Here is a 24,574-nt window from a genome sequence, read left to right as displayed (position 1 = left end):
CCTATAAATTAACCACTCAAACAAAAAGCGCGATAATTTTCTTTTACAAGTGGTGACATCTGAAAAAAAAGACCTTATACTTGCCTGCGTTATCGGTTATCAGGCTTGGCCTTTAGGCTATAGACGGTATAAATAACAACGATAAGCAAACACTTCTAAATGGCCCCTTAGCTCAGTTGGTTAGAGCACCCGACTCATAATCGGTAGGTCCCGTGTTCAAGTCACGGAGGGGCCACCATTTAGAACAAAGAAGACGCCCGAGAGCGTCTTTTTTTGTGTCTGAATGTTCCCGTACAAAGCGAGGCCGGGATAGTGGATGATTATTTCCTTCAGATATGCCTTATTTGATTATCTTTCATCTAGATGTTAACTCTTGGATTACAATTACCGCTTACCTATCTTGTCGTTCAATGTTGTTTTTCCGCTTTCTGGAAATACTTCTGTTCGTAAACTGCATAATATTTCAACTTCTTATCCATTAAAAAGGAATGATCGACAATCAACTCACTTAAAAAGGACAGTTTTTATCCACTTTACTCTGGCCTTGATCAAAACTGTTTATGTGATTCATAAGCTCTTCTTCTGTTAAATTTTTTTCTATCATTATTTGTCTGAGGATCAGGTTAGGATCTATAAAGGCATCTTCGGATGAGAAGTTTTGGCGACGTAGATATTCCGAATAAATTTCGGCAGCTTCATCAGTTACATTCTCCATCCACTGGTTAAGACAATCATCAATAAGTTTCATAAATTCTTCATCTTCCTCTTTATCTTTGTATTTGCCCATTTGCATTAGCATTTGTGTAAGCTCATTTTTAGCCTCGCGCTTTATATCGCTTAAACTGTTATTCTTACCTACCCCAACCTATCCCCAAAACACCAAAACAGCTACACCTATAACAACAGCAAAAATTAATGCACCTTTCATGATTCTCTCCTCTAAATGTCAAATAATTTACTCTTTATTGATATGTGAATCTTACTCAACGCTTGAATAGCTCGAAACTTAAAAAATCAGCTGTACTTCAGCCCTATTATTGTTGATTAATCGACTTATCGTCCTACCAAGTCAACATTGTAGAAGTAATAGTTGACAACCTTCAACATACGAAGTTTGGATGTTAAAAGTCACAAAATAAACCTAGGACCTTACAATACGTCATTTCTTGATAATAATGGTGTTATATGTGAATAAACGGCTTTTAATCTCGCTTCGGTATTTACGCCAGCTTTGAATGCCAAAACACTCAACAATTACTTGCGGATTAAGTACGTAGTTTAAAGCTCATATATTTGTCAAGGCAGTCTGGCGCACTAATGCCGTCAACACTACATTGAACTACCTCAAATACATAGCCATCATGTAAATGATCCGTGTTGCACTTATCTTCTGTCATACTGCCAAATACACGCGAAATTCTAATCGATGAAGTTTTCTCCTCTCCAGGCTGTAAATAACCGTTTATATTCCCATATGTATTGGGAATATCCCTTTCATCATACCATTTTAAGACAGTCCCAAAATCAATCGTATGCTTTGATGAATTATTCACCGCAACCTCTAGCACACATATGTTGTATTCCGAATTCCAAGAGATTGATGTGCCGACTATTGACAGTGGTGCGCTACTTTCAGAACAACTCATTAGAAGTAAATAAGAAACAGCACTGCTAAATAATATTTTCCTTGATGACATGATTCTAGTCCTCTAAAGGTGAAAATAAATGGTGTGTCAATACGTCAGCAAGGTAGATTGTGGTTTTTGCTGCAATTCAGCACCGAACCTGACGATTGGCGGTAAGTATAGTTGATGATTTTTTAACTACAAACGCACGAAAAGTTCTCTCTTGATAAATTTATATCTACAAGATATTCGCACCTGTATACGCAGTACTTTGACCGCATACTGCAAATTGATGCACAAATTAATTGCATTTTTACTATTCTGCTCTAGAGTTTTTGAAAAGTCTGTGAAGTTTAAAGTGACTAGTTTATAACTGGATTTGATGGTCAGGCTTATTGTTAACCCCTTGATTGAGTTTTTTTTTATGAGAAGAATTATCCTTGGAGTTGGACTGCTATTTATTGCTGGAGCGGTTATTTTAAATTTTTTTGCTAACGGTTTGAGTAATGGCGATAGCGAAGTTGTAACGGCGAGTTGCTCTGATTACAGTGGAGAAAAATTAGACCGGTGTGTTTGTGAAACGGAAAAAATACTCGAATTACTCAATTCTGATGACAGGAAAGTGTTGGTTAAACTTTCCAAAATGTATGATGATCCTGAAATAAGGAATGATCATGAAATGGTGAGGGCGGTAGCTCAACGAGATTTTGATATGAGTAGTGAAGACTTCCTAAGATATTCGAACAGATTGCAAAATGCCGGCAGGGCAGCATCACAATATTGCCGAGGCTAAATAAATCGAGAATTGCGGTAGACTGCCAATTACGGGTAGTAATTTAAAGTGTTTGCTAACGTCACAAGGCGAGTAAATTGCCCTCTTTACACGGCCTAAAGGAAATTGATTATGAGTAAAAAGTACTTCTTGTTGATATTATCTTTTATAATCGCTGCCTGTTCGGAGCCTAAAGTGGATGTCGAATGGGTCAGTAAAACTAAGATCGCAGACATTGGGCCCAAAATACCCGACAACCTAACTATCGAGCAATTTAGAGAGCATGTTCAAAACCAAAGTGAGTATTTTGACTTTGATGGTCGTTTCGTTGCCGCGGTTTTCGGAGTTTATACACACAAAATCATCAGAAGTATGTCTGTAGACGTCAATTCTGAAAGCTTGGACGTAGAGGATATATTTGAGATTAAGCCTAAGACAAGTGAAGCAATGGATATTCAACGAAAAGTCTTACAGAACCTGGCTGGTAAGAACATCGCTGAAATCGTTTTGGAAGTGGCCGAAGAGTTTCCTGAAAGTCCGATTGTTCAATGTGACCAATCCCAAAGCGAAAATATAGCTTCACTTAAAGACACATTCAAAAAAACGCTTAAGGTTATTGAATCCGAATACTTTCCACCAGAGGTTTCATCTAGTTTAGAAAGAAATATTCAACCTAGTTATCGTCAAGTACTTAAGTTAGGATACATGAAAGTGGCTTCTTGTGAAGAACTGCTTGGCCTTAACCCTCGCGAAATAATTCGACTAGGATTACAAAACAAGCTTAATCTTTAGTTTGAAGAAAAAATAGTTCTAAAGTGTATTATATCAGGTTAGGAAGGCGCTGAGAGTGCCTGTCAATAATACTGTGCCAGCTAAATTATTATAGATATCTAAGACATAATCTAACCGCCCTTAGAAGTGAATCGCCAGTTGCGACACCGTCATGTTCTAATTCTGAGCAGTTGCATGACGCTTATGTTCATTACAAATTTTGGCGTAGGTGATTTTCCATTTTCAATAACAGCGATGATAATCCACATTCCATGTCTGAACCTTCAAGTATAATGATCTTAGAGTTTGTAACGGTATGATTTAACTAGAGGCTTCGTTAGAGGTAAAATACGACTAACGAAAGAGGTTAAAAATGCCAAAGAAAACATTATCAGCAGAATTTAAACGTGAATGTGCAGAACTTGTCATTGTCCACGGTTATAAACATAAAGATGCAGCCGCAGCAATGAATGTTGGCTTGTCATCAATTCAGCGTTGGGTAAGCCAGTATGAAGCCGAGCAAACTGGAATAACGCCTAAAGCGAGCGCACTAACGCCTGAGCAAATACGTATCCAAGAGCTTGAAAAACAGGTAAAACAGCTAAAAAGTGACAATGCTTTGTTAAAAAAAGCTTCGGCCTTTTTCGCTATGGAAATGAACAACGTCAGCAAGTAGCTGTTAAGTTGAAAAAGGCAGGAAGCAATGTTCAACAAATTTGTCGCTGCTTGTCTATTGCTGTCAGTTCGTTTTACCATCGAGCTAAGCCTAAGGCCATTTGCCCAGAAAAAGTACAGTTAGATGCTGCCATGAAGCAAATTCATGTCGATATGGATGCGACTTACGGCAAAGTGCGTATGCATGGTGAATTACAAGCTATGGGCTTTGATATTGGCATTCACCGTGTTCGTACATCAATGAGACGACTGGGGTTAGTTGCCAAACGCCCTAAACAGCACAAATACCCGGTTGGCGGTAAAGCGTCTGTTATTGCGCCTAATTACCTAAATCGTCAGTTTAATCCACAGCAATTAAATAAGCTGTGGTCTGGTGATATAACTTATATACGCACACAGCAGGGTTGGTTGTACCTAGCGGTTATCATGGACTTATGCTCTCGCAAAGTGATTAGCTGGGCGTTCTCAGACAAGCCAAATAGCGAGTTAACAACCCGAGCATTGCGACTAGCGGTAAACAAACGCCAACCAACTGACGGAGTGTTGTTTCACTCAGATCAGGGTGTGCAATATACATGTGATGCTTTCCAACGCTCCTTGAAAGAACATGGAATAATCTCTAGTATGAGTCGTGCTGGAAATTGTTTGGATAACGCGGTTACCGAACGATTTTTTCGTAGTTTAAAATCAGAGCGAGTTAACTATCGTCGCTATCTGACAAGGCGTGAGGCGATGGCTGATATTATTGATTACATCGAACCGTTTTATAATCAAAAACGACGACACTACAAATTAGGAAACATCTCACCAGCAGATTATGAGATGAAATTAAGAAAAAGTGCCTAAAGAAGTCTCCAAGTTTATTTGACCGTTACAATTATTCGAAATCACCTACCGGGACCGGTTCCAGGGACAGTTGATAATATTTCTATTTTAGCAGGCACAGTATCCAAACAGCAGGGATTGGCGCTGCGGGAAAATATCGGCAAAGAGACAACGATTAATATCCATAAATATCCAAATCACGGTTTCCAGTCAGGTACATCAATGGCAACACCGCATGTATCTGGAGTAGCAGCATTGGTGTGGAGCAACTTTCCGCAATGTTCAGCGCAAGGAATTCGTCTGGCTTTACGAGCGTCTGCTGAAGACTTAGGGGAATTTGGATATGACCATAAGTTTGGTTGGGGCCTAGTTCGAGCTAAAGATGCAATCGACTATATCGAAGCCAATGGCTGTGATGCCCATAATGGAAAAATCTATGGTGGCGATGGCTCCGCTCGATAACCCAGCCTGTTAAATGCTGTATTTTTGAGGTGCAGCCTAGCAACGTACAAAGCCCTGCTCTATGAACAGGGCTTTTTTTGCTCTAACTTCATAATTAATGCTAATTTGCTTTTATGAGCTAATACTGACACTTGGCAATTTGACTTTAAAGCATTACGTCGTTCCCGGGAGGCAAATTAGTATTGAATAAAGATAATGCTCCGAATACGAGCAACCACTTACTTTATAATGAGTTACGTATTGTTGAGTGACAGAGAACAAATCTGTTGTACCACTGCACACGTTGTGAGACTATTCATATTAGTTATTGCATGGAAAACTTATACAAGGTCTAGAATTAATATGACTTTTATAGATAAATTGAAGAATAATAAAGTTTTTGTATATCTTGCATGGCTAGTTGGATTGATCGCCATGGGTGGCAGTGCCTATCTCATAATGGAAGGCTTTAAACTATTCGATGTAATTGCTGGTGTGTTTACCCCCCTGATGTGGCTCATTGGCATCGTTATGGTTTCAAGTGGTTTGGGTATTATTGCTTTCGCTTCTATATTACTGTTTGCACTGACTCAAAAGTAAAATAATTTTTCTCCCTTTAATGCCAACTGAATCAACTATATTGTGGTAAAAGTAGACGTAGGCTGTGATTTACGAAAAATTGATGTGAAATTAAGCCCCTTTCCCAATCTTCTCCCCCCACCAAGCTCAATTCGGTGAATATTCGGTTGTTAATTTGCACTTAAAACTAATCCACAATTTGCATCGCAAAGTGAACTATATAAATCGGGTATTTTGGATTTTTACCAAATGATTAGTACACATTGCCTGGCTAAGGTTCAGATGCAAAAGTACTGCCTTTTCGGATCAATTATGGATGCAAACTAACATCAATCCTAAGTTGTGCCACCATATTAAGAATAAAGAAGACGCCCTGGAGCGTCTTCTTTTGTGTCTGAAATTTATCGTTACGGCTTCTGTAACTAAAGTTATGAATAGCTAACACTGTGGTCAAAACTAGTTGACCACTTCCCCCTTAAACGGTTAGCCATTAGATAGGCGCCAAAACAGGTATATTGCCATTGCACATCTAAAAAAGGCTTTTCAGAGGTATAAACACGTTTTAAAACGCAACAATCAAGTCGGTAGTTAACGCCCAACCGTTAGCACCTACAGAAAACGGTACTGACGAATACCCCACCGGTGAGTCGTCTAAGTAAAGCCCCTGCACATTGATGCGTATTTCTTTGCGCGACAATGGAAAGTAATTGACTCCAACTGATACGTCGTAAGGATTGCCGTAATCACCGTATATTTTTGAATAGCCAACATAACCTTGTAGCTTCTGCGGCATGATCATCATCGATCCTTGGATCTGAAAGCCGTGATCGGTAATCGACGAAACAGGAATCGTGCCAATCGTTGAAAAGTCATCCATCCGGCGGTAATACGCCTCGGCGTCAAGTGACCAGCCACGATATTTGAAGCCACCATTTATCGCCGCCATCTGGTAGGTTGCCTTGCGAATATTCGCTCCCGTCATGAACGGGTCGTTACTGAAGATCAGGGTGCCATCCGATAATCTCAATTGTGAGTTCTCAAAGCCTTCGGTATCAGATTGGCCCTGCGCATCTTCGCGGCTGCGGGTAAAGTTAATACCAAACAATGTGGCTAGGTCATCGTGATGTTCATAATCCCCTAGCCCCTGACCCGGACCGTACTCCCCTGTTGTCGGCATCCACCATAGGGCGGCGGAAACGGTGTTTAATCCATCGTCAAGCTGCACCGCATTAACCCCGAGCTGACTCAAGTTATTACCGAGCATTATGCGATACTCAAGGCCATCGATGATTTTACCATTAGCCCATATACCAGTGGTGTATGAGCCTCTAAAAAACTCATCGGCAATGGTTCTATGGTCGTTTTTGAGCCAGTTTGGGAAGGTATAATTTGTCGAACGAGTTGATGGAAGCCCACCAATACCCGCGTACAGGTTAAAGTGTTCGTTAAACTGATAACCTAAATTACCGGCTACAACTACCTGCGCAAGGTCGCCCTGACTGGTATTGGACGTCCATGTGTAAAACAGATAGCGAAACTTAGGATCAAAAAGCCAACCTTTAAAGTTCAGGGTGACTTTTTGCATCTGAATGTCATTGCGTTTATCTAACTCCCGTACTCGATCAAACGTATCGGTATAAGTATCTTCAAAGTTATCCTGATTGAGATAACGCGCATAAGAAAACACCGAAAAGTTGAGTTCGCCCCATTTTGAACGAGACAGAACAAAGCCTTTACCAGGTTCAAAAGGTTCCCAATCATGGGTTTCAGGATCTGCAGGAGCGGTCGGTGCTTGACGACTAATCGATGCGTCTGAAGCTACTCGCTTGTCTTCAACAACAACCGCTTTCTCGCCATCATCCACCTTCTTCTCAAGCTCGGCTATACGCCGCTCAAATTCACGGGTTTGTTCAGCTAATTCATCCCGCATGCGTTTAAGCTCTTGCATTTCTTCAAGGGTCGCCTGACGGCTGACTTGTTCAGACGAAGACTCTGCAGACGCGGTAAAACTGAGTGCCGTAGCCACACAGATTGCGAGGCTTGCTTTACATGTGTTCATAACATTCATCCTTTAGAGTAAACCAAAGTCATAATTAATGATGATACGAAAATCAACAAAATCGTTACCTCCTAACGCCTCGTCCTGGTTAACATAGGCTAGACGGGTTCTTATCCAAAGCCGCTCAGCCCAGCCTTCCTGAATTCGGTAATCAAACGTAATGTCGTATTCAGTTTCATCCGCACTGGCATTAATGCCAGTATCAGGCGTATCACCTCTGACAATATTGGCAAAAGTACTTAACTCCCCAGGGCCTACCTTGCCAAAGCCATAAGATCCGCCTATCAACCACGCATCTTCACCGGCGCGGTCGAAATCGTCGACGATCACAGAAAGGTAATTCGATGGGTTTCCGTAGGGCTTTTGAATGCCAAAGCTGTCGTCTGTCGTGCTATAGGCAACTCGCCAACTGACAGGGCCTTTAGACATTTCTAATTTGGCCGATAACAGTGACGTGTCAAAGTCACCAATTAGGTTGTCACCAGTAGAACTTTGGTCGGTGTACTGTAAAAATCCCTTTATCTTATAATCGTTGACTCGATAAAGTGGTCCTTCCGCCTTCATAAAAAACGTATCAAAAACGTCTTCGGTGCGCTGATATATCCCTTCCAATAAAATTCGCTCGGTCAACTGGTAGCGAGCACCAGCAAAGTAGACGCCTTTATTGCTTCCCTCGGCTCCGGCTGCTTCTGACATTGAAATAAAGTCATCATCGTTTTTGCGCTTTATTTTGTCTACATAGCCGGCCATGTAGGCAAAACCCTCGCTAGCAACACTGCCAATGGCCACGCCCTGGAATGTGTTAGGCACCATGCGAATGTCATGACTCCCCAGATAAGGCAACCCAAAACGCTGACGACCTGCACGAATACCGTGATTCTCAGAAAAGCGATAAGTGACGTTGAGCTCACCTAGGGTAGTAAAACTTTCCGGCCCTGGCTTAAATAATAAGGTGCCGTCTTTATCTGACGGTGCATAGAGTTTTTGCGAGGTGTACAGGGTAGCGCCAAGACGCAAGCGATCTACCCACCATCCAGATTTGTATTCCAATGCCCCACCCAGTGCCCAGCCCTCAGAGTCAGGATTGGTGTCTCTATCTCGATCTAGATAGTACGAACGCGGCTTGAAGATCAGCGAGGTATCATCTAAAAATGCGCGACGTTCGGTATCTTGTACATCGAGCGGCACAATATCGCTCTGCTGGTTAGGCTCATATTCATAGACCTGTGTGTCTGCCGCCATCGCACTAGCGATAAACGACAACTGCAGCCCCAGCAGGCTTATCCCAAAGGGTACCTGATGAATTGACATGATAAGTTTCCTGCTAGAGTTAGTCTGTTGCCGAGCAAATATTAGGGGCGTTGTAATCGAGATCCATCAAGCGAAAGTAATTTTCCCCTAACGCAATGAGTCTGAACGCATTATCATCTAGCGCTTTCAACGCACGGCTTGTCACATCCAGCTCTTTTGCGTACATAGCAAAGTCTTTAGTACCGGCAGCAACAAAATCTGTGCCCGGCAGAATGCGGGTTGGATAACTGTTGAAGAATTCGATAAAGACAGGCCCCCACTCATGGTAAGAGTTGTAAAGCACGTCCCAAGATATATCCAACATCAAATTAGGATACTTATCCAACAAACGTTTCATGGTAGAAACATGGGTATACGGATTCATATTTGATAATTCTTTAGACAACCCCATATGTGCCCAAACAATTTTGTTGTCTGGATACGAGGAGAGTATATATTCCATTAAGGGTAAGAACTCTGTGGTATTTCTGTCGTTACCCAAATCAGAATGTAATGTCACGGGTATGCCCCGTTCTTTTAAAATCGCCATAAACGGTGCCCAATCGTCGATGCTCGCTTCAGTTGAAGGCTCATGCTTATTACCGAGTAAGGCCTGCTTCATAACATTAAGCTCACCTGACCAAGAAAACATGCCAGGATACTCTTTGTCGTAAAGTGCAATCAGGTCAGTAATATTTTCGGGATTCGCCAGATCCATGAAGGTCATAGATAACGTCACATGTAAGTTTTCATGCGGGTAAGCCTTCACTTCCATACCGTTAACAAAGTCGTTTTTAATACTGGGTTTAGCCGCTACCCCTGGGCAGTCGAGGTAATAGGTACAACCAGAATCAAGTTCGAGCACTTGGCCTATACCAAAATAATTCACAAATCGAACGGTGGTTTTGTCAAAATATTCAAACAGTTCGGCCGGCGGAATTGCCGAGCCCCCAAACGGACGCGGATGGAAATGCGCATCCACCACGGCAGTGTAAGGTTCCTTCTCTCGGTCGTAACAGGCTTGCGCAGACGGTGGCTGGGCAAAAGAACTTAACGGTCGAGCATCATTACTGATAGATTCCATAGTTATTGATTGTTCATCTGGCACGGATGAACATGCTGTTACTAGCATTACCATAGTCGCAGTTGCTAGGTGCTTTACTGTGGTCGACCTATCGCTGGGAAAGGAAGCATGTGATTTAATGATGTTCTTGATTGAAGTGGAGTTTTTTACGTTAGTCATTTCTTGCGCCCTGTATGTCACTCTAAAAATGTAGGAAATGACTTTGAGTATGGCACATCAATCAGAAAACAGACAAAAATCAACAAACTCTAGCGCTTTTAGGTGACAACTAACGCCCTAATTCCGCTGCGTTTCCAACTGAGACAAGCAGCACAGTTACCGCCTAGCAACTAGCTAAGCGATTGTTTTTGCGTATATATGCTATGCTAAACCTTAGTTATTCTCTGTGTTGAGTTAATTGTCATCATGGCCAACTTTGCTATTCATTCCCGCCTTTTCGCCCTTGTACTGTGGCTATGTGCGCCACTGAGTCAAGTTTGGGCACAAGACTACCAATTAACCGTTGATGAAAAAGTGATCGTCGTCGGCGATATCCACGGCGACTTTGCCACCTTCACCGACTTAATCAAACGCGCCGGCCTTGTCGATAGCGAGTTGAATTGGACCGCCGGCAAAAGCCACTTTGTCAGCGTTGGCGACTTAATTGATCGCGGTCCAGAATCGCGCAAAATCATCGACCTATTTATGCGCCTTGAAGCGCAGGCGAACACTGCAGGCGGTGCCATCCACTTAGTGATAGGCAATCACGAGCACATGAACTTAATCTCAGATTTGCGCTACCTCAACAACAAAGACTATCAAGACTACCTAGAAGATGAAGACCCAACGCTGCGAGATACCTATTTACAACAGTTTATAAACACTGCTCAAACTGCCAATAACACCGTCAGCACTACCGACTTGCAAGCGCAATTTACAAAACTCTACCCGCCCGGTTACTTTGGTCATCAAAAGTTGTTTGGCCTTGATGGAAAATACGGTAAGTGGTTACTGAGCAAACCGAGTGCCTTGGTGATCAACAACACCTTATTTGTCCACGGCGGTGTATCAAGCGAGCTGCCACTTATTTCACTGCGCCAGTTAAACCAACAAGCCAGCGATGCGATTCGCCGTTATGTCAGAGTCCGAAAAGATCTGCTAACAGCCATGCCATTTTACCTTCGCCACACCGCGTTTGAAAATAACGAGCGCCTAGCGGCTGTTATTCAAGATCAAGATGCACACATCCAACGACAATATAATACGTTTGTCGATATTGATAAGTCGTACTATTTTAGTGGTCAAAGCCATTATTGGTATCGAGGTTCAGCGCTGTGTCACCCCATTTACGAGCAACAAATTACCGAGCGAGTACTAAACCACTTTGGCGCAACGAGGTTAGTAATCGGTCACACACCAACGCTCAGCAGAACCATTGAAAGCCGTATGCACGGTAAAGTATTGAGTATCGACACCGGCCTTTTTCGCGATTATTACCAAGGCAATGCCATGTTGTTAGCTCTTGACGGGGAACGAATAGAGCAATTCGACGGCAAAACATGGCAACCGTTTACAATTGATAACCACCCACATCGTCACCAGTACAAACAGCGTAATTACACCGCTTGGGAGAGCGCACTAAAACAAGCAAACGTAATTAACAGCCGCTCGGTAACCATTGGCAACAGTGAGTATCAGCAGTTGCAACTCGAGCATCAGGGCGAAACTTTTTATGGCTTGTTTAATCAAAAGCACAGTAACAACAAAAGCTATCGCTATGACGTAGCAGCCTACCGCGTTGCCAGAGCGATGGCGCTGGGGATAATTCCCCCTACCGTGATTCGCGAGGTAGACGGCAGAAAAGGTGCACTGCAGTTACGCATCGATAAGAGCTTTTCTGAGGCTCGGCGCTTAAAAAAAGGTTATATGCCCAGCGAAGACTGTGTTATTGCTTATCAAGCCAATCTTATGACCATTCTTGATTACTTGTTTTATAACCTCGGCCGAAATCAGGACAATATCACCTACACTGGCGACTGGCTGATGTGGCTAGTCGATCATAGCGAGAGTTTTCGCCCCAAAAGCAACGCCCCCAAAGCCCTGCGCGAGCAAACCATTGCATATTCACCACAGTTACAGCAACGCCTTAGTGATTTAAATTTTCAACAACTCAAAGTTGAAACCGCTGGATTGTTATCTGATGCGCAAATCAAGGCCGTGCTCAAGCGTCGCGATTGGTTGCTCTCGCGTTGGTAGCAGGAAGTTGACCGTTTATCTCGTGCTGTTGCTCCAGAACCAAAGACTTGTTCATTTTTGCAAGGCGCAAGGCCAATACTATCCACAGCACAGATATCGCTAGGTTAATTGCGGCAAACTCGCGATGTTCAAAGTCCATAAGCTTATGACCGATAAACACAATGGCGACGTGCGCCAAATCGCCAATGCGCCAACAAAGGGCGTCGATAACGGTTTTACCTTCGTAAATTTGTCGTTGTTTAAGTGGTAAAAACAACGCGTGCCTCGCAGTGTTTTGCAGTGAATAATCAACGCTGTTCTCTGCGACTTTAATGAGGTGAAACAAACTAAAAATCGGGATAAATGTGGCGAGGCCATAGCCGACAAGTGCCACAAACGGCAAAATCAAAATCGCCCCGTGCACATTAATCCACTGTAAGATACGCGACACCAATAACAGCTGAATCAACATGCTTAACAGATTGACCCAAGTATAAAAGTTTCCGTAAAACTGGCCGATATACAAAGTTGCATCCGCTTGCTCTTGCGCGTAATGGCTAACCCATTTGGCCAATATGTATTCACCGGTGGTATTAATGCAATTGAGTAAAACGACAAAGGCGGCAATGATCAGTAAATAACGACTGCTAAGGACGGTGTCAAAACCGGCTTTTAAGGACACCGATACGGGCTCTTGTTGCTCTTGACTTTTAGACACCATGGCCAGCCACTTGGGTAGCCACATCGTCGACAGCAACAGCAATGCCGCGGTGAGCATTAACCCTTGAGCCCCTATCAGCTGAAACAGTTTGCTACTCACCTGTGCGCCAACTAACGCGCCAAATGATGCCCCAGCCGCAATAAACGCAAACAGTCTTTTGCCTTCATCAGGGGTATGCACATCGGCGGCATACGCCCAGAATTGAGCAATCAGCAGTACGTTAATCACGCCAAGCCACACATAAAAAGGTACGGCAACGGGTAACTCGAGAACATACAGAGAGCCAAACACTAGCAAGCTAATTGCCACTAATAACGACACCCGTGATAGTGTTTTCTCAGCGCCTTTACCTCGAATGAGATTGCCGTAAATAGGAACTAAAAACAGCAGAACTAAAGCTTGTAAGGCAATGGTGTAACTGCGCATTTCGGCGCTGTGCTCGGCGAGAATAAGCGCCTCTCGAATCGGCTTGAGCATGTAGTAGATAAGCAATAACAAAAATGCGTAACCAGCGAGCCACAAGGTGGCCTTGCCCTCGCCCGGACGCAAGTGCGTGAACAATCTCATTACCCGCTCTATCAAGCTGTAATTGCCGCTATTAATATTTTCTTGCACACTAACCTCTAGTTGGTGCTGTTTTTTCAGCGCGTTTTCGCAACCGTGGCGCGCCAATCGCGCTCGCGGCTTTAATGAACCCTATGCCAAATGCCATCGGTGTAAAAATCAGCGTCAGTTAATGCACTTTTTTTCTGCTCTGACAAAAAGTGTTTTTTCACCGCCTGAAAACGCTGTTCAAGGCTGTTGAGATTAATCGTCGCCAATTGTTTGTCGGTTAGTCCACTAGCGCGTAATCGCCGGGCTAATTCTTCGATATCCCAAGCGCGTATACCGTTAATAAACGAGCGACTTATCGCACCCGCTGTTAAGCGACTCAATCGACAATGCTTACCCGCTCGCAACGGACCGTAATAAAACGAGCGAGAATGGTCAATTGCCCAAATTTTTCCAATATATGGTGTTCTCTTGTCGTCGCCCGCGTCATAACGCGGGTTAAAATCGACCAGTAGGTTACCAGCGTGGCGATCGACATTACCAATAATGCAATCAAACACCTTTATTTCCTTAATTTGACTATTTCGGTTGGCCATAGGCCCGGGATATGACTTGCCAGATTGCTCTATGTCGTAAAGTACCTCGGCATTTTCAATCCAAAACTGCAACGAACCAACAAGGGCTTTATCACTTCGCTTAAGTCCTTTCTTACTGACGAAAACCCGCCGAATAACCGTTGGTGGAATAATATTTAATCCGAGGTACTTAGCAATGACATACGCGGCTAACTCGTGATAATAGGCGTCTTTGTAACGGACATTGGCTTCTTTTTGCCAGACAAAGCTTTTATCGCGCAGCGCCGCGCGAATGCGATATTGACCTTTGACCAAGCCAACGCGTCGAATTTTGGTAATGCTTTCTTCTTTTTTGAAGGCTTTAGCAACTCCTTTACTCAGATCCAATTCACCGCTTCTGAGCAAATCAAAAATAATCTCCTCGTCGCGAACCACTTGCTGTGCGTGTACGGCAAACGACAACAGGCCAATAAGCGCACAGGCCAGAAGCCACTTATTCTGTCTGATATAGTCGATGCCATTGCCCACAGTTGTTGGTTACCCGCCAGGTTCGCCAATTGTAACTAACTGAAAGTATAGACGCTTTACTAATTAAACTAACGACATCAACAAGTATTTATACGCCGTTTTTTGCACCTATACTCACTACATTTACTCCCGAATGGGCTAAAAGTGATACGGTTAAATGACGCATTACAACGTCAGCACGAATGATCTTTTCAATGAACTATGCAGTGACAGTGTGAGAATAATTTGGATAGGCAGCGACGTTCATCAATACTTAAGGTGGTTACTGTATTGAGTACAAACGATAAAACCTTGGCCAATTTCACTTAACTAATACATTAGTAAATTTAATAAAAAAGTGGCGTTTCAAACCACATCGATATACCTCCCATTGCTGTAAGGCCAAACAAATCAAGCATTATTCATGGTCTGTTTTTTGCTTATTAACTTTGGATACTATTGACTACCCCTTTGAGGAGAATGAATGATGAAACCGCAATGGCTACTGCTACTCACAGCCCTTTGGCTACCGACAACCATACAGGCCGAAGAAAAATCGTCGGTGATGATCATGGGGACTTTCCATTTTGCAAATCCCGGTAAGGATGTGGTGAAGACAAACATCATCAATGTCCTCACAGATCAAAACCAGCAATATCTTGAACGCTTCACCAGTCGGGTGAGTGAACAATACAGACCAACACACGTATTAATTGAGTGTCCTCCCAGCCAACAAGACAAATACAACAAGCAATTTAACGACTTTAAATCAGGTGAGTTTGCGCTTCCCGTAAATGAAAATTTTCAACTCGGTTTTCGCATTGCGTCAAATAGCAATGCCAGCGTTGTTTGTTACGATGAGCGAGATATCACGTGGAATGCCACGGGATTAATGCAATGGCTTGAAAACGAAAATGGCAAACAGAAAAATGCCTTTGACAATGCCATCAAAGAGATTACCGAGCAACATAACCTAATGCATCAAACCAAAGATTTACGGGATATTTTACTTGCTCATAATCAACAAAGTAGCGATACACTAAACAAAGCATTGTACATCCGATTAAATCACATAGGCAGTGGCGGTAACTTTGAAGGGGCTGATGCAGCAGCTAGCTGGTGGCACAGAAATTTTAGAATGTACGCCAATATTCAGCACTACGCGCAACCGGGAACACGAGTGTTTGTTTTAGGTGGCCAAGGTCACACGGCTATTCTCAAGGATTTGCTAGCACTTGACCCAGACAGAATCGCTGCCGAAGTTATCCCGCTACTGGCAGATTAATCTCGTACCCAAAACGGTGTGACTATGTAAAGATCGCGGCCGCATAAACTCGGTTGCGATCTCAAATTTTATCAACAATACAAGAATGCTAAGTAGTTTAAAAAAGACATATCAAACCAATGCTACTTAGCGGACTTTTATTATTGTATGAAAGGGAAACACCATATTGCTGCAGCTTTCACGGGTATACCTGCACTAATATCACATCAACACATGATTTCCGTATTTTGGGCACTTTTACGGAACTGATTAGGGGTGCACCCTTCAAAGGATTTAAATACGCGATTAAATGTCGTAAGCGAAGAAAAACCAGACTCCATACTGATAACTAAAATCGTCCAAGATGCACTTTCTTCACCGACAAGTAATTGTTTCGCGTGTTTAATGCGAAAGTCGTTGACGAATTGGTTGAAATGTTCACAGCCAGTTTTATCCCGAATTACCCGACTTATCTTGTATTCAGGAATATTGAGAATATTAGCGACATCCATCATCTTCAGCTCAGGTTTTAGATAAAATCTATCCCCCTCCATTAAATTTATAATCATGGTTAGAAGTTGATCACCCTCATCTTCTCTTTTAGCGCCCTTATGGGCTGAACTTAGCTGTTGTCGCTGTTTTTGCTGTAGCCACAATACAATAAAGGTCGAAGCGAGTATCAAGCATGCAGCTGCGCCTCTTGTCCACAGGTAGATTTGGTTTATATCCTCAGGTGCTAGGGGAACGCTAGGCACGATCACTCGTGTACTCATCACTGCTACGAGCATGCTGCTAGCAAATAACGCCTTTTGTTGACGAACGACTTTATTAGCTGAGGAGTAATTTCTAATCGCTTCCCAAAATGCCAACAACAGGACTGCTGATGACAGTAACCTCAATAACTCACTTAGCGACCGTTCAAACCAAATAAACGCTTCTTGCTGTAACCATTGCAAAGAAACAAAAAATTCCAAACTCCGGGTTATCAGAATAAGTACGGCAATGACACCTGCCAGGGCGTAGTGCTGAGTGGATAGTGCCTTTCCTTTTCTAAACACGGTACGAGCCAACAACCAGTACACATTGCAGGTCGCGAACGTACCAAGTGCAACGAGTTGTTGTTCGATAACAAAAGATGTGGGCAAAATTTCACTAATGGCAAGTAAAAGTAACGAAACTGCCAAGATGACAAATAAAAAGTGCTCTACCCTTTTCGGCTGAAAAACGACCGTTCCAATAATGCTTATCAAAGCTGTCACGAGAAGAAAAACGTAGGGAGTATTCATGAGCATGGTTTGAGTTATCGCGCAAAATTGAATGCATTTTATCACACCAAAATGCCATAAGTAACATGACGCGAACAGGATTATCCAATGCGTTATCAATATCGGCGTTACCACCATCCCTGTTCAATATTCATGCAAAAATTAACTTTTAGCATCATTTCTTATAACCAAATTCGGAATTTGGTGAGTTTTTAACTGATAAAAGTGAAAAATTACCTCATGTTTAACAACCTGCATAAAAAACTTATGAACGAATCAGTAATATCAAAACAAAATACAATCAATAAAACTATTTCTTATAAAACTTGGCTTACAGGCGCAGTTAAATCTTGGGTGGGCGTTATTCTTGTCGGTCAGTGGATGTTTGCACTTTACATTTTGGCGCAATTTTCATTACCGTGGATAAGCGGTCAGCTCGACGAGTCTCAGTTTAGCCATATGATCCGCGGATATAGAAATGGTGACGTTTTTAATAACGCGGTGCTCTTGCTTCATGTAATACCGGTGATGTTGATTAGTTTGAGCGCGACGTTTCAGTTGTTTCCCAGTATCCGAAGCAGCTATCCAAAGTTTCACCGTTGGAATGGACGAATATTCTTATTCTTCGGATTTGTCGGTGCCATAAGTGGTCTTTATATGACCTGGATAATTGGCAGCAGGTTGAGTGACTTAGGAGCATTAGGTGTCACCCTTAACGGTATTCTTATCCCTATTTTCGTTTACTTCGCGTGGCGTACAGCAGTACAAAAAAACGTTTCTCTGCATCGCAGATTAGCTGTTCATGCTTTCATCTTAATCAATGGCGTTTGGAGTGTTCGTCTATATCTTATGGCTTGGTTTATGGTCAATCAAGGTCCGCTTGGTAATTCGGCAAAGATTGACGGACCAGCGGATATCGCTATTTCGTTTGCTTCATTTATCATTCCAATGGCGGTAGCTGAGCTTGTATTTTGGTCTGAACGAAGAACAACAACCAGAGCCCTAATCATCGCTGCCGTCGCTGTATCGCTGGCGGTATTGATCACTCTTTTAGGCGTTTATGCCGCCAGTACAATGATGTGGCTGCCCAGAATAACCGCCACATTTTAATCTAATATTCACTCAAGTGACCTCGCTAATTTTGATGGTTGACCAACATCGGAAAAGTTGGGGTTAACTTTTTCGTCAATGTGTGAAGGAGGGGACCTGTCGCCACTTGCTCGGGTCCTCTTGTCATCAGCAAGCCAACAAGTTAAACCCGCGTTTTATTGCAATCGAGTAAATGGCTTAACACGAGAGTACTCGAGGTTAAAGCGCAGCAAAGGACGGATGTTTAACTGAGTTGACTCGATTACACCGTAAGGTATTCATTTGCATTTAACACGGCTACACCGCGCATCGAAAATTAACATACTACTCGGGTTAGCGTCCTCCTACCTAAGTTGGTGGTAATATGCGGCTGTTGATACTTTGTTATCGATTGACGCTTAGTAGACAGACTTCGTGCCTTAGAAATAATTTCAACTCAAATCTTTTGAATTTTGTCACATAGCAACACAATTACTGTAAATTGCGTTGCTATGTGACAAAATTCAACTTTACTTAAAGACATTAAGTAACGACCTCAAATTAATAAGGTATACGCTTCTATGTCTAATTCGCCTGCGGTCCTAAACCGAAAAGTCTTTGCACCCGCAACCGCGATGATTGCAATATTGTTGTGCTTTACCCTAGTCTGGCCAGACACAGCCACCCAAACGTTTCAAGCAATGCAACAGAGCATTACCATAAACGGTGGCTGGTTTTATGTACTTACCGTGGCGATTCTCCTGGGCGTGATTCTGTTTTTGGCGATTTCACGGTTTGGCGATATCAAGCTTGGGCCCGATCACTCGACCCCAGACTATTCAATGACCTCATGGATTTCAATGTTATTTGCCGCCGGTATGGGGATCGGCTTAATGTTCTTTGGCGTTGCCGAACCATTAATGCATTACTTGTCACCACCAACTGCCGAGCCAGGCTCAAGAGAAGCAATTAAAGAAGCAATGCGCATTACCTTTTTTCATTGGGGATTTCACGCTTGGGCCATCTATGCCTTAGTAGCCCTGATCCTTGGTTACTTTTCCTATCGACAAGGTCTCCCTCTCACCTTGCGTTCCGCTCTTCACCCGATAATAGGCGATCGCATATACGGTTGGCCTGGACACTTGGTTGATATGTTTGCTGTGGTCAGTACGGTATTTGGTACGGCAACATCATTGGGTATTGGTGCGTCGCAGGTCAATGCCGGCTTAAACTATCTCTATCAATTTGATATTAATGCCAATAATCAGTTGATTATCATAATTACAATAACATTTTTTGCCTCAATTTCGGTAGCCACTGGCTTAGATAAAGGGATAAAAATATTATCGGAAATCAACATGAAGTTAGCGGTATTGTTGCTGCTTTTGGTATTCTCTATCGGCCCAACGGTGTTCTTACTACAGGCGTATTTACAAAACATCGGTGAGTATTTATCGACCATAGTGTCTAAGACGTTTAACTTGTTTGCCTATGATAAACAAGATTGGATTGGCGGTTGGACAATCTTCTATTGGGGCTGGTGGCTTGCGTGGGCACCGTTTGTCGGGCTGTTTATCGCTCGTATATCAAAAGGTAGAACAATTCGCGAGTTTATTTTTGGCGCACTATTTGTGCCCACGTTGTTTACTCTCTTGTGGATGAGTATTTTTGGTAACTCAGCAATATCGATGGTTGTTAACGATGGCATCAGTAAAATTGGCGACATGGTCAGCGAGAACTCGTCAGTCGCCTTATTTGTGTTTCTCGATCAGCTACCTTGGTCTAATGTGCTTATGGTGGTAACTATCGCTATGATCGTTATTTTCTTTGTCACCTCATGTGATTCGGGTGCCATGGTGGTTGATATGTTGTGTTCAAATGGTCGCAATGATACGCCGATGTGGCAACGACTTTTTTGGGCTATTCTAATGGGCTCAGTTGCCGGTGTATTAAGCTTAGTTGGCGGCTTAGAGGCATTGCAAACCGTTACCATCGCCAGCGCTTTGCCGTTTGCATTTGTGTTATTGCTAGCTTGTTATGGTCTGGCTAAAGCACTGCGTATTGAATCAGCGAAGCGGTACAGCCTAAAGTACAATTTAAGCGCTAATAATATTTACAGCGGTGGCGATGATTGGCAACAAAACCTCAACAATATTTTATCTACCCCTAGCAGGAATAACGTCGACGTATTTATTAATAATACGGTGAAACCCGCTTTGGAAAAAGTCAAAGCGCAATTTCAACTCAATGATATTGACGTAACGATAGAGCCTGAAAAAGGCGCAATTGTCATGCGCGTGTGCCATGGCGATGAATACGACTTTATTTACGGCGTTTATAAAAAACAATACACCACGTCTGAATCAAGTGATGCACCCAACAGCGGGCCGCAGAGCTATTTTCGCGCAGAAGTGCACTTAATTGAAGGTGGGCAAGATTACGATATTATGGGCTGGTCTGAGCAAGCAGTGATCAACGATATTGTTGATCAATACCAAAAGCACATGCACTTTTTACACTTACTTAGAGAGTAATTCCCCTAAAACACCAGCAGGCATTGACACAATAACAGAGAATAGCGCTAACCGTTATTCTCTGTTTCAATGCTTTTATGCATGGGATCGATTTCTAACACCGGTGCGGCATCAATTTCAGTGGCATCCATCATACTAGCGATACGTTGCATTGATGATAACAACAGAGACTGTTCCCATTCCTGTAAATTGCAGAATTTTTGAATAAAATGTTGTTGTAGAAGTTGTGGTGCGTCGATAAGAGCGTTGCGTCCGCTTTCAGATAAGTACAAGCTGACGCGGCGTTTATCGGTTGAGCTACGAATACGCTCAATAAGTCCTCGACTTTCTAGACGATCGAGTATGTTGGTAACCGTTGCGGCACTTAAATTAATTTGTTTGGCCACCTGACTGGCTGTTACTCCCTTTACACGACCTATTTCTTGCATAATAAGTAATTGCGGGCCTGTTAATCCCGATGACTTATTTAACTGCTTTGAATGTAAATCAATGGCGCGAATGACTTTGCGAATTGATACTAATAATTCTTCGTACTTTTCCATAACATCGCTCTTATGCAAATTTGTGCAAAGAATAACACATAAACAGCATACTTTTTAATAATTTTAACTACTTACCTGATTGCCTAAGAGTCAGTCGAAAACCTGCCTAAGCGCATGGCTTTGGCTGTTTAGCTGATAACTCCCTTGGAGGTTTAAACTCACTATACTTACCCGCTGATTTACCCGCTGAGCGCTTGCTTTAAGCCCAGTAACAAACCGACGAAATCAATCGCGTCGTCGATCTATCACCTCAATATTGTTGATTTGACATGGTGAAAATAAAAATATCTGATAAATTTATAAGGGAATAACGAAAAAGTCTGCCTGAAATTTCAGCCACATAAGGAGAACAATGATGGCGTTTGAAGTGACGTTTGAATTAACCGAATCTGACTTTGAGCATTTTCGTGAAGTGATGCACAAAGCGCAAGCTAAAACCAAGCATTTTAGCGAACATACCATTATTACAAACGCGCAAAAATTAATAACAAGCGTGCACTCCAACGTGCCTACTTTTGTGAGTGAGCGCATCGATAAGCTGAAAACCCTGATTGCCATGCTCGAAGACAGTGAGTGGCAAATCCCCGATGATGAAAAAAGTAATGTTCTTAGCGCACTTGCGTATTTTAGCGATCCAGAAGACTTAGTTCCGGATCACATTCCAGCGTTAGGCTTTCTCGACGATGCAATCATGATTGAACTAGTGAGTGAGGACTTAAAAGACGATATAGAAGCGTTCGATGAGTTTTGCGAGTACCGAGCACGTGAACAAGATCGCTCTGAAGAGACCATCACTAAAGACGATTGGCTTGATGCAAAACGCCGCGAACTACACTCAAGAATGCGCCACCGTCGCCTATCTAGACGAGGCTCTGGTTCCTCGTTCCGCTCCATTTTTTAAAATCTATCTAAGCTGCACAATTTGCCCTAGCTCATTATTAGTGAGTTAGGGTGAGTTGCTTATCTTCCCAGACTAACTATCGCCTTCGCTTATTCGCAGGGTAGGTTATTCGATGCCATGCCCCACATAAACACAAGCAACAGTACTTGCGTCTGTGCTAGACGCAAATGAGTCTGCTCCTGCTTTGTTACTGTGTTGCTGCGCTCGTGTATTTACAGCCAGCCTGAACAACTGTATATTTAAACAGTCTAAAAAGTTTATTGTTCAGGGTAAAGTGGCTGTGATGAAATTGTATATTGCCGAAAAACCGAGTTTGGCTCGTGCTGTTGCTGCGGTAATGAGCAAACCACAACAAAAAGGTGATGGCTTTATCAAAGTCGCCAATGGAGACATTGTTACCTGGTGCATAGGACATTTATTAGAGCAGGCCGAACCTGATGCTTATGATCCGGCTTTTAAAAAATGGTCCACTGAACACTTACCCATTATCCCCTCAGACTGGAAGCTCGTTGTTAAAAGCAAAACAAGAAAGCAATTCAACGTTGTAAAAAAACTGATAAAACAAGCGGATATCCTAGTAAATTTAGGTGACCCTGATCGCGAAGGTCAAATTTTAATTGATCAGATGTTCAACTATTGCGGAGCCTCTGAGCAACAGAAAAAATCAGCTCTTCGCTGTCTGGTTAGTGATTTAAACCCAAGTGCAGTCACTCGGGCATTAAATAACTTAAAGCCAAATAGCGACTTTTTATCGTTGTCTGTTTCAGCACTGGCAAGGGCAAGAGCCGATTGGCTTTATGGTATGAACATGACGCGCATGTGTACCTTACAAGGACAAAAAAGTGGTTACCAAGGGGTATTGTCAATTGGACGAGTGCAAACCCCAGTTCTAGGATTAGTTGTTCACCGAGATCTTGCTATAGAGAACTTTGTATCAACGCCATTTTATGAGGTTATTGCAACCTTAAAAACAGCAAAGGGCGAAATCTACAAGGGAAAGTGGAAGCCAAGTGAATCATGTAAACCTTATATGGACGATGAAGACAGGGTTATTTCTAGGCCGCTTGCCGAAAATGTAGTGAATCGAATCGCCAATAAGCGAGGCAATATTGCTGATTTCATAAAGAAAACATCAAAAAAATCTGCACCGCTGCCCCACTCACTATCATCACTTCAAATAGAAGCAGCCAAAGTTTTTGGCTATAGCGCTCAAAAAGTTCTTGATACTTGCCAAGCTCTGTATGAGAGGCATAAACTGATCACGTATCCGAGATCGGATTGTAGGTACCTACCTAAAGAGCATTTATCAGAGGCAGGAAAAGTACTTCAAGCAATAGCCTCTATTGATAAAAAATTAGCAAACTTCACTGATGATGCTGACGTATCACGAAAAAGCTCAGCATGGAATGATAGCAAAGTGGGTGCTCACCACGCGATTATTCCAACAACCAAAAAAATTGATTCAGCAAAGTTGTCTAACGACGAATTAAATATTTATTACTTGGTCGCTAGACACTACCTGATACAGTTTTACCCGCCAAGTGAGTATGCCGATAAACAAATTAAAACGATTATTGAAGGTGGCTTGTTTATTTCCAAACAAAGAGACTTAACATACGTCGGCTGGCAAGCACTTTTTAACAAACAAGAAAGTCAAACAAGACAGGCTGAAGATACCTTACCTGACGTTGCTATCAATGATCCAATACAGTGTGTGGCGGGCACAATAGAAGACAAAAATACAACGCCCCCTAAGAGATTTACCGACGCCACCCTATTAGCTGCCATGACCGGTATCGCAAGATACGTAACGTCGGCTGACATAAAAAAAATACTAAAAGATACTGATGGTATCGGTACAGAGGCGACTCGAGCGAGTATTATCGAATTGCTGTTTAAAAGGCAATATTTGAGTAGAAAGGGCAAAGAAATTATTGCTACCGAAATTGGGAGAAGCGTGATTCTGGCATTACCAGAAAGTGTCGGCGAGCCAGACATGACCGCTATATGGGAAGCTCAATTAGAAGCTATTTATCAAAAGCAAAGAAAGTACGGTGATTTTATGAATGATGTCACCGAGAACCTAAACAGGCTTTTATATGACACTGGTAACGCAAACTTCAGTAGTTTAAAAGGCAAAGGAAAAATGAAAGCCCGTCGCAACTACAAGAAGCAACGTTCATCGACTACCCGTTCATCGAGTACAGCGAGCCGACGCACCAAGGGCTCGTTTTCTTAGAAAAAAGGTTATCGGCATTTCACCACAATGAGCAAGTCGAAAGTTGCGACCTAATCAACGATATTCACACT

20 protein-coding genes, 1 tRNA gene and 1 pseudogene are annotated in these 24,574 nt (G+C 42.6%); 13 read left to right on the top strand and 9 right to left on the bottom strand.

Annotated features, from left to right (window positions below; all coding sequences use genetic code 11):
* Positions 1 to 161 precede the first annotated feature (161 nt).
* Positions 162 to 238 (top strand) — tRNA-Ile (locus ACAY30_RS03520).
* Positions 239 to 508: 270 nt separating this feature from the next.
* Here the strand turns inward: ACAY30_RS03520 and ACAY30_RS03515 are convergent.
* Together ACAY30_RS03515 and ACAY30_RS03510 are read right to left on the bottom strand one after the other, a co-directional pair.
* Positions 509 to 799, bottom strand: a complete 291-nt coding sequence (locus ACAY30_RS03515) for a hypothetical protein (RefSeq protein WP_290250821.1) — start codon at positions 797 to 799, stop codon at positions 509 to 511.
* Between the two features lie 466 nt (positions 800 to 1,265).
* Positions 1,266 to 1,697, bottom strand: a complete 432-nt coding sequence (locus ACAY30_RS03510) for a hypothetical protein (protein ID WP_290250822.1) — start codon at positions 1,695 to 1,697, stop codon at positions 1,266 to 1,268.
* A gap of 352 nt (positions 1,698 to 2,049) precedes the next feature.
* On the opposite strand from ACAY30_RS03510, the gene ACAY30_RS03505 reads away from it, so the two are divergent.
* From ACAY30_RS03505 to ACAY30_RS03480, 6 genes and pseudogenes are all read left to right on the top strand, one after another.
* Positions 2,050 to 2,418 (top strand): hypothetical protein, encoded by a 369-nt coding sequence (locus ACAY30_RS03505; protein ID WP_290250823.1) that lies wholly within the window; start codon positions 2,050 to 2,052, stop codon positions 2,416 to 2,418.
* Positions 2,419 to 2,529: 111 nt separating this feature from the next.
* Entirely contained in the window at positions 2,530 to 3,189 is a 660-nt protein-coding gene (locus tag ACAY30_RS03500; protein WP_290250824.1) for a hypothetical protein, read from the top strand.
* A 352-nt stretch (positions 3,190 to 3,541) separates the two neighbouring features.
* A complete protein-coding gene (locus tag ACAY30_RS03495; protein ID WP_290250825.1) occupies positions 3,542 to 3,844 on the top strand; it encodes a transposase in 303 nt (100 codons plus the stop codon).
* Between the two features lie 5 nt (positions 3,845 to 3,849).
* Positions 3,850 to 4,689, top strand: a pseudogene (locus ACAY30_RS03490) (IS3 family transposase); the annotation flags it as partial.
* Positions 4,690 to 4,707: 18 nt separating this feature from the next.
* Positions 4,708 to 5,130, top strand: a complete 423-nt coding sequence (locus tag ACAY30_RS03485; RefSeq protein WP_371190080.1) for a S8 family serine peptidase — start codon at positions 4,708 to 4,710, stop codon at positions 5,128 to 5,130.
* A gap of 342 nt (positions 5,131 to 5,472) precedes the next feature.
* Positions 5,473 to 5,709, top strand: a complete 237-nt coding sequence (locus tag ACAY30_RS03480; RefSeq protein WP_290250827.1) for a hypothetical protein — start codon at positions 5,473 to 5,475, stop codon at positions 5,707 to 5,709.
* Positions 5,710 to 6,250: 541 nt separating this feature from the next.
* On the opposite strand, the gene ACAY30_RS03475 is transcribed toward ACAY30_RS03480, so the two are convergent.
* From ACAY30_RS03475 to ACAY30_RS03465, 3 genes are read right to left on the bottom strand one after another with little or no spacing between them, the layout of a single operon-like run.
* Positions 6,251 to 7,747 carry a hypothetical protein gene (locus ACAY30_RS03475; RefSeq protein WP_290250828.1) on the bottom strand — a complete coding sequence of 499 codons (1,497 nt, stop codon included), beginning with the start codon at positions 7,745 to 7,747 and terminating at the stop codon, positions 6,251 to 6,253.
* Positions 7,748 to 7,759: 12 nt separating this feature from the next.
* Positions 7,760 to 9,058, bottom strand: coding sequence for an OprD family outer membrane porin (locus ACAY30_RS03470; RefSeq protein WP_290250829.1), 1,299 nt, complete (start codon positions 9,056 to 9,058; stop codon positions 7,760 to 7,762).
* 19 nt (positions 9,059 to 9,077) lie between these two features.
* Positions 9,078 to 10,121 (bottom strand): amidohydrolase family protein, encoded by a 1,044-nt coding sequence (locus tag ACAY30_RS03465; RefSeq protein WP_290250830.1) that lies wholly within the window; start codon positions 10,119 to 10,121, stop codon positions 9,078 to 9,080.
* 405 nt (positions 10,122 to 10,526) lie between these two features.
* Between ACAY30_RS03465 and ACAY30_RS03460 the strand changes: the two genes are divergently transcribed.
* A complete protein-coding gene (locus ACAY30_RS03460; RefSeq protein WP_290250831.1) occupies positions 10,527 to 12,356 on the top strand; it encodes a metallophosphoesterase in 1,830 nt (609 codons plus the stop codon).
* On the opposite strand, the gene ACAY30_RS03455 is transcribed toward ACAY30_RS03460, so the two are convergent.
* Both ACAY30_RS03455 and ACAY30_RS03450 read right to left on the bottom strand, forming a co-directional pair.
* Positions 12,322 to 13,623 carry an NTP/NDP exchange transporter gene (locus ACAY30_RS03455; protein ID WP_290250832.1) on the bottom strand — a complete coding sequence of 434 codons (1,302 nt, stop codon included), beginning with the start codon at positions 13,621 to 13,623 and terminating at the stop codon, positions 12,322 to 12,324. The genes ACAY30_RS03460 and ACAY30_RS03455 overlap by 35 nt on opposite strands.
* A 119-nt stretch (positions 13,624 to 13,742) precedes the next feature.
* Complete coding sequence (locus tag ACAY30_RS03450) at positions 13,743 to 14,711, bottom strand: hypothetical protein (protein ID WP_290250833.1); 969 nt, start codon at positions 14,709 to 14,711, stop codon at positions 13,743 to 13,745.
* Between the two features lie 463 nt (positions 14,712 to 15,174).
* On the opposite strand from ACAY30_RS03450, the gene ACAY30_RS03445 reads away from it, so the two are divergent.
* Complete coding sequence (locus ACAY30_RS03445) at positions 15,175 to 15,975, top strand: DUF5694 domain-containing protein (RefSeq protein ID WP_290250834.1); 801 nt, start codon at positions 15,175 to 15,177, stop codon at positions 15,973 to 15,975.
* Positions 15,976 to 16,181: 206 nt separating this feature from the next.
* Here the strand turns inward: ACAY30_RS03445 and ACAY30_RS03440 are convergent, their stop codons facing one another.
* Positions 16,182 to 17,246 (bottom strand): helix-turn-helix domain-containing protein, encoded by a 1,065-nt coding sequence (locus tag ACAY30_RS03440; RefSeq protein WP_371190079.1) that lies wholly within the window; start codon positions 17,244 to 17,246, stop codon positions 16,182 to 16,184.
* A 213-nt stretch (positions 17,247 to 17,459) separates the two neighbouring features.
* Between ACAY30_RS03440 and ACAY30_RS03435 the strand changes: the two genes are divergently transcribed.
* Positions 17,460 to 18,329: a DUF2306 domain-containing protein gene (locus ACAY30_RS03435; protein WP_290250836.1), complete on the top strand. Its 870-nt coding sequence runs from the start codon at positions 17,460 to 17,462 to the stop codon at positions 18,327 to 18,329.
* A 539-nt stretch (positions 18,330 to 18,868) separates the two neighbouring features.
* Complete coding sequence (locus ACAY30_RS03430; RefSeq protein WP_290250837.1) at positions 18,869 to 20,821, top strand: BCCT family transporter; 1,953 nt, start codon at positions 18,869 to 18,871, stop codon at positions 20,819 to 20,821.
* 47 nt (positions 20,822 to 20,868) lie between these two features.
* On the opposite strand, the gene ACAY30_RS03425 is transcribed toward ACAY30_RS03430, so the two are convergent.
* The gene (locus ACAY30_RS03425) at positions 20,869 to 21,363 is read right to left on the bottom strand and encodes a MarR family winged helix-turn-helix transcriptional regulator (protein ID WP_290250838.1); all 495 of its coding nucleotides are present in this window, start codon (positions 21,361 to 21,363) and stop codon (positions 20,869 to 20,871) included.
* A 352-nt stretch (positions 21,364 to 21,715) separates the two neighbouring features.
* Here ACAY30_RS03425 and ACAY30_RS03420 point away from each other — a divergent pair, with 352 nt between their 5' ends.
* Positions 21,716 to 22,264, top strand: coding sequence for a YkvA family protein (locus ACAY30_RS03420; RefSeq protein ID WP_290250839.1), 549 nt, complete (start codon positions 21,716 to 21,718; stop codon positions 22,262 to 22,264).
* A 283-nt stretch (positions 22,265 to 22,547) separates the two neighbouring features.
* Entirely contained in the window at positions 22,548 to 24,503 is a 1,956-nt protein-coding gene (locus ACAY30_RS03415) for a DNA topoisomerase III (RefSeq protein WP_290250840.1), read from the top strand.
* The last annotated feature ends 71 nt before the right edge of the window (positions 24,504 to 24,574 follow it).

Source organism: Thalassotalea ponticola (genome assembly GCF_041379045.1).
In the GTDB taxonomy this organism is placed as follows: domain Bacteria; phylum Pseudomonadota; class Gammaproteobacteria; order Enterobacterales; family Alteromonadaceae; genus Thalassotalea_A; species Thalassotalea_A ponticola.
Note: the sequence above shows the minus strand (reverse complement) of the source record. Positions and strands in the feature narration are given on the sequence as shown.

Bases quoted from the DNA above. Each gene is read 5' to 3' on its own strand.
- ACAY30_RS03515 (WP_290250821.1), bottom strand. From the start codon at position 799: ATGCTAATGCAAATGGGCAAATACAAAGATAAAGAGGAAGATGAAGAA.
- ACAY30_RS03510 (WP_290250822.1), bottom strand. From the start codon at position 1,697: ATGTCATCAAGGAAAATATTATTTAGCAGTGCTGTTTCTTATTTACTT.
- ACAY30_RS03505 (WP_290250823.1), top strand. From the start codon at position 2,050: ATGAGAAGAATTATCCTTGGAGTTGGACTGCTATTTATTGCTGGAGCG.
- ACAY30_RS03500 (WP_290250824.1), top strand. From the start codon at position 2,530: ATGAGTAAAAAGTACTTCTTGTTGATATTATCTTTTATAATCGCTGCC.
- ACAY30_RS03495 (WP_290250825.1), top strand. From the start codon at position 3,542: ATGCCAAAGAAAACATTATCAGCAGAATTTAAACGTGAATGTGCAGAA.
- ACAY30_RS03480 (WP_290250827.1), top strand. From the start codon at position 5,473: ATGACTTTTATAGATAAATTGAAGAATAATAAAGTTTTTGTATATCTT.
- ACAY30_RS03475 (WP_290250828.1), bottom strand. From the start codon at position 7,747: ATGAACACATGTAAAGCAAGCCTCGCAATCTGTGTGGCTACGGCACTC.
- ACAY30_RS03470 (WP_290250829.1), bottom strand. From the start codon at position 9,058: ATGTCAATTCATCAGGTACCCTTTGGGATAAGCCTGCTGGGGCTGCAG.
- ACAY30_RS03465 (WP_290250830.1), bottom strand. From the start codon at position 10,121: ATGGAATCTATCAGTAATGATGCTCGACCGTTAAGTTCTTTTGCCCAG.
- ACAY30_RS03460 (WP_290250831.1), top strand. From the start codon at position 10,527: ATGGCCAACTTTGCTATTCATTCCCGCCTTTTCGCCCTTGTACTGTGG.
- ACAY30_RS03455 (WP_290250832.1), bottom strand. From the start codon at position 13,623: ATGAGATTGTTCACGCACTTGCGTCCGGGCGAGGGCAAGGCCACCTTG.
- ACAY30_RS03445 (WP_290250834.1), top strand. From the start codon at position 15,175: ATGATGAAACCGCAATGGCTACTGCTACTCACAGCCCTTTGGCTACCG.
- ACAY30_RS03440 (WP_371190079.1), bottom strand. From the start codon at position 17,246: ATGCTCATGAATACTCCCTACGTTTTTCTTCTCGTGACAGCTTTGATA.
- ACAY30_RS03435 (WP_290250836.1), top strand. From the start codon at position 17,460: ATGTTTAACAACCTGCATAAAAAACTTATGAACGAATCAGTAATATCA.
- ACAY30_RS03430 (WP_290250837.1), top strand. From the start codon at position 18,869: ATGTCTAATTCGCCTGCGGTCCTAAACCGAAAAGTCTTTGCACCCGCA.
- ACAY30_RS03425 (WP_290250838.1), bottom strand. From the start codon at position 21,363: ATGGAAAAGTACGAAGAATTATTAGTATCAATTCGCAAAGTCATTCGC.
- ACAY30_RS03420 (WP_290250839.1), top strand. From the start codon at position 21,716: ATGATGGCGTTTGAAGTGACGTTTGAATTAACCGAATCTGACTTTGAG.
- ACAY30_RS03415 (WP_290250840.1), top strand. From the start codon at position 22,548: ATGAAATTGTATATTGCCGAAAAACCGAGTTTGGCTCGTGCTGTTGCT.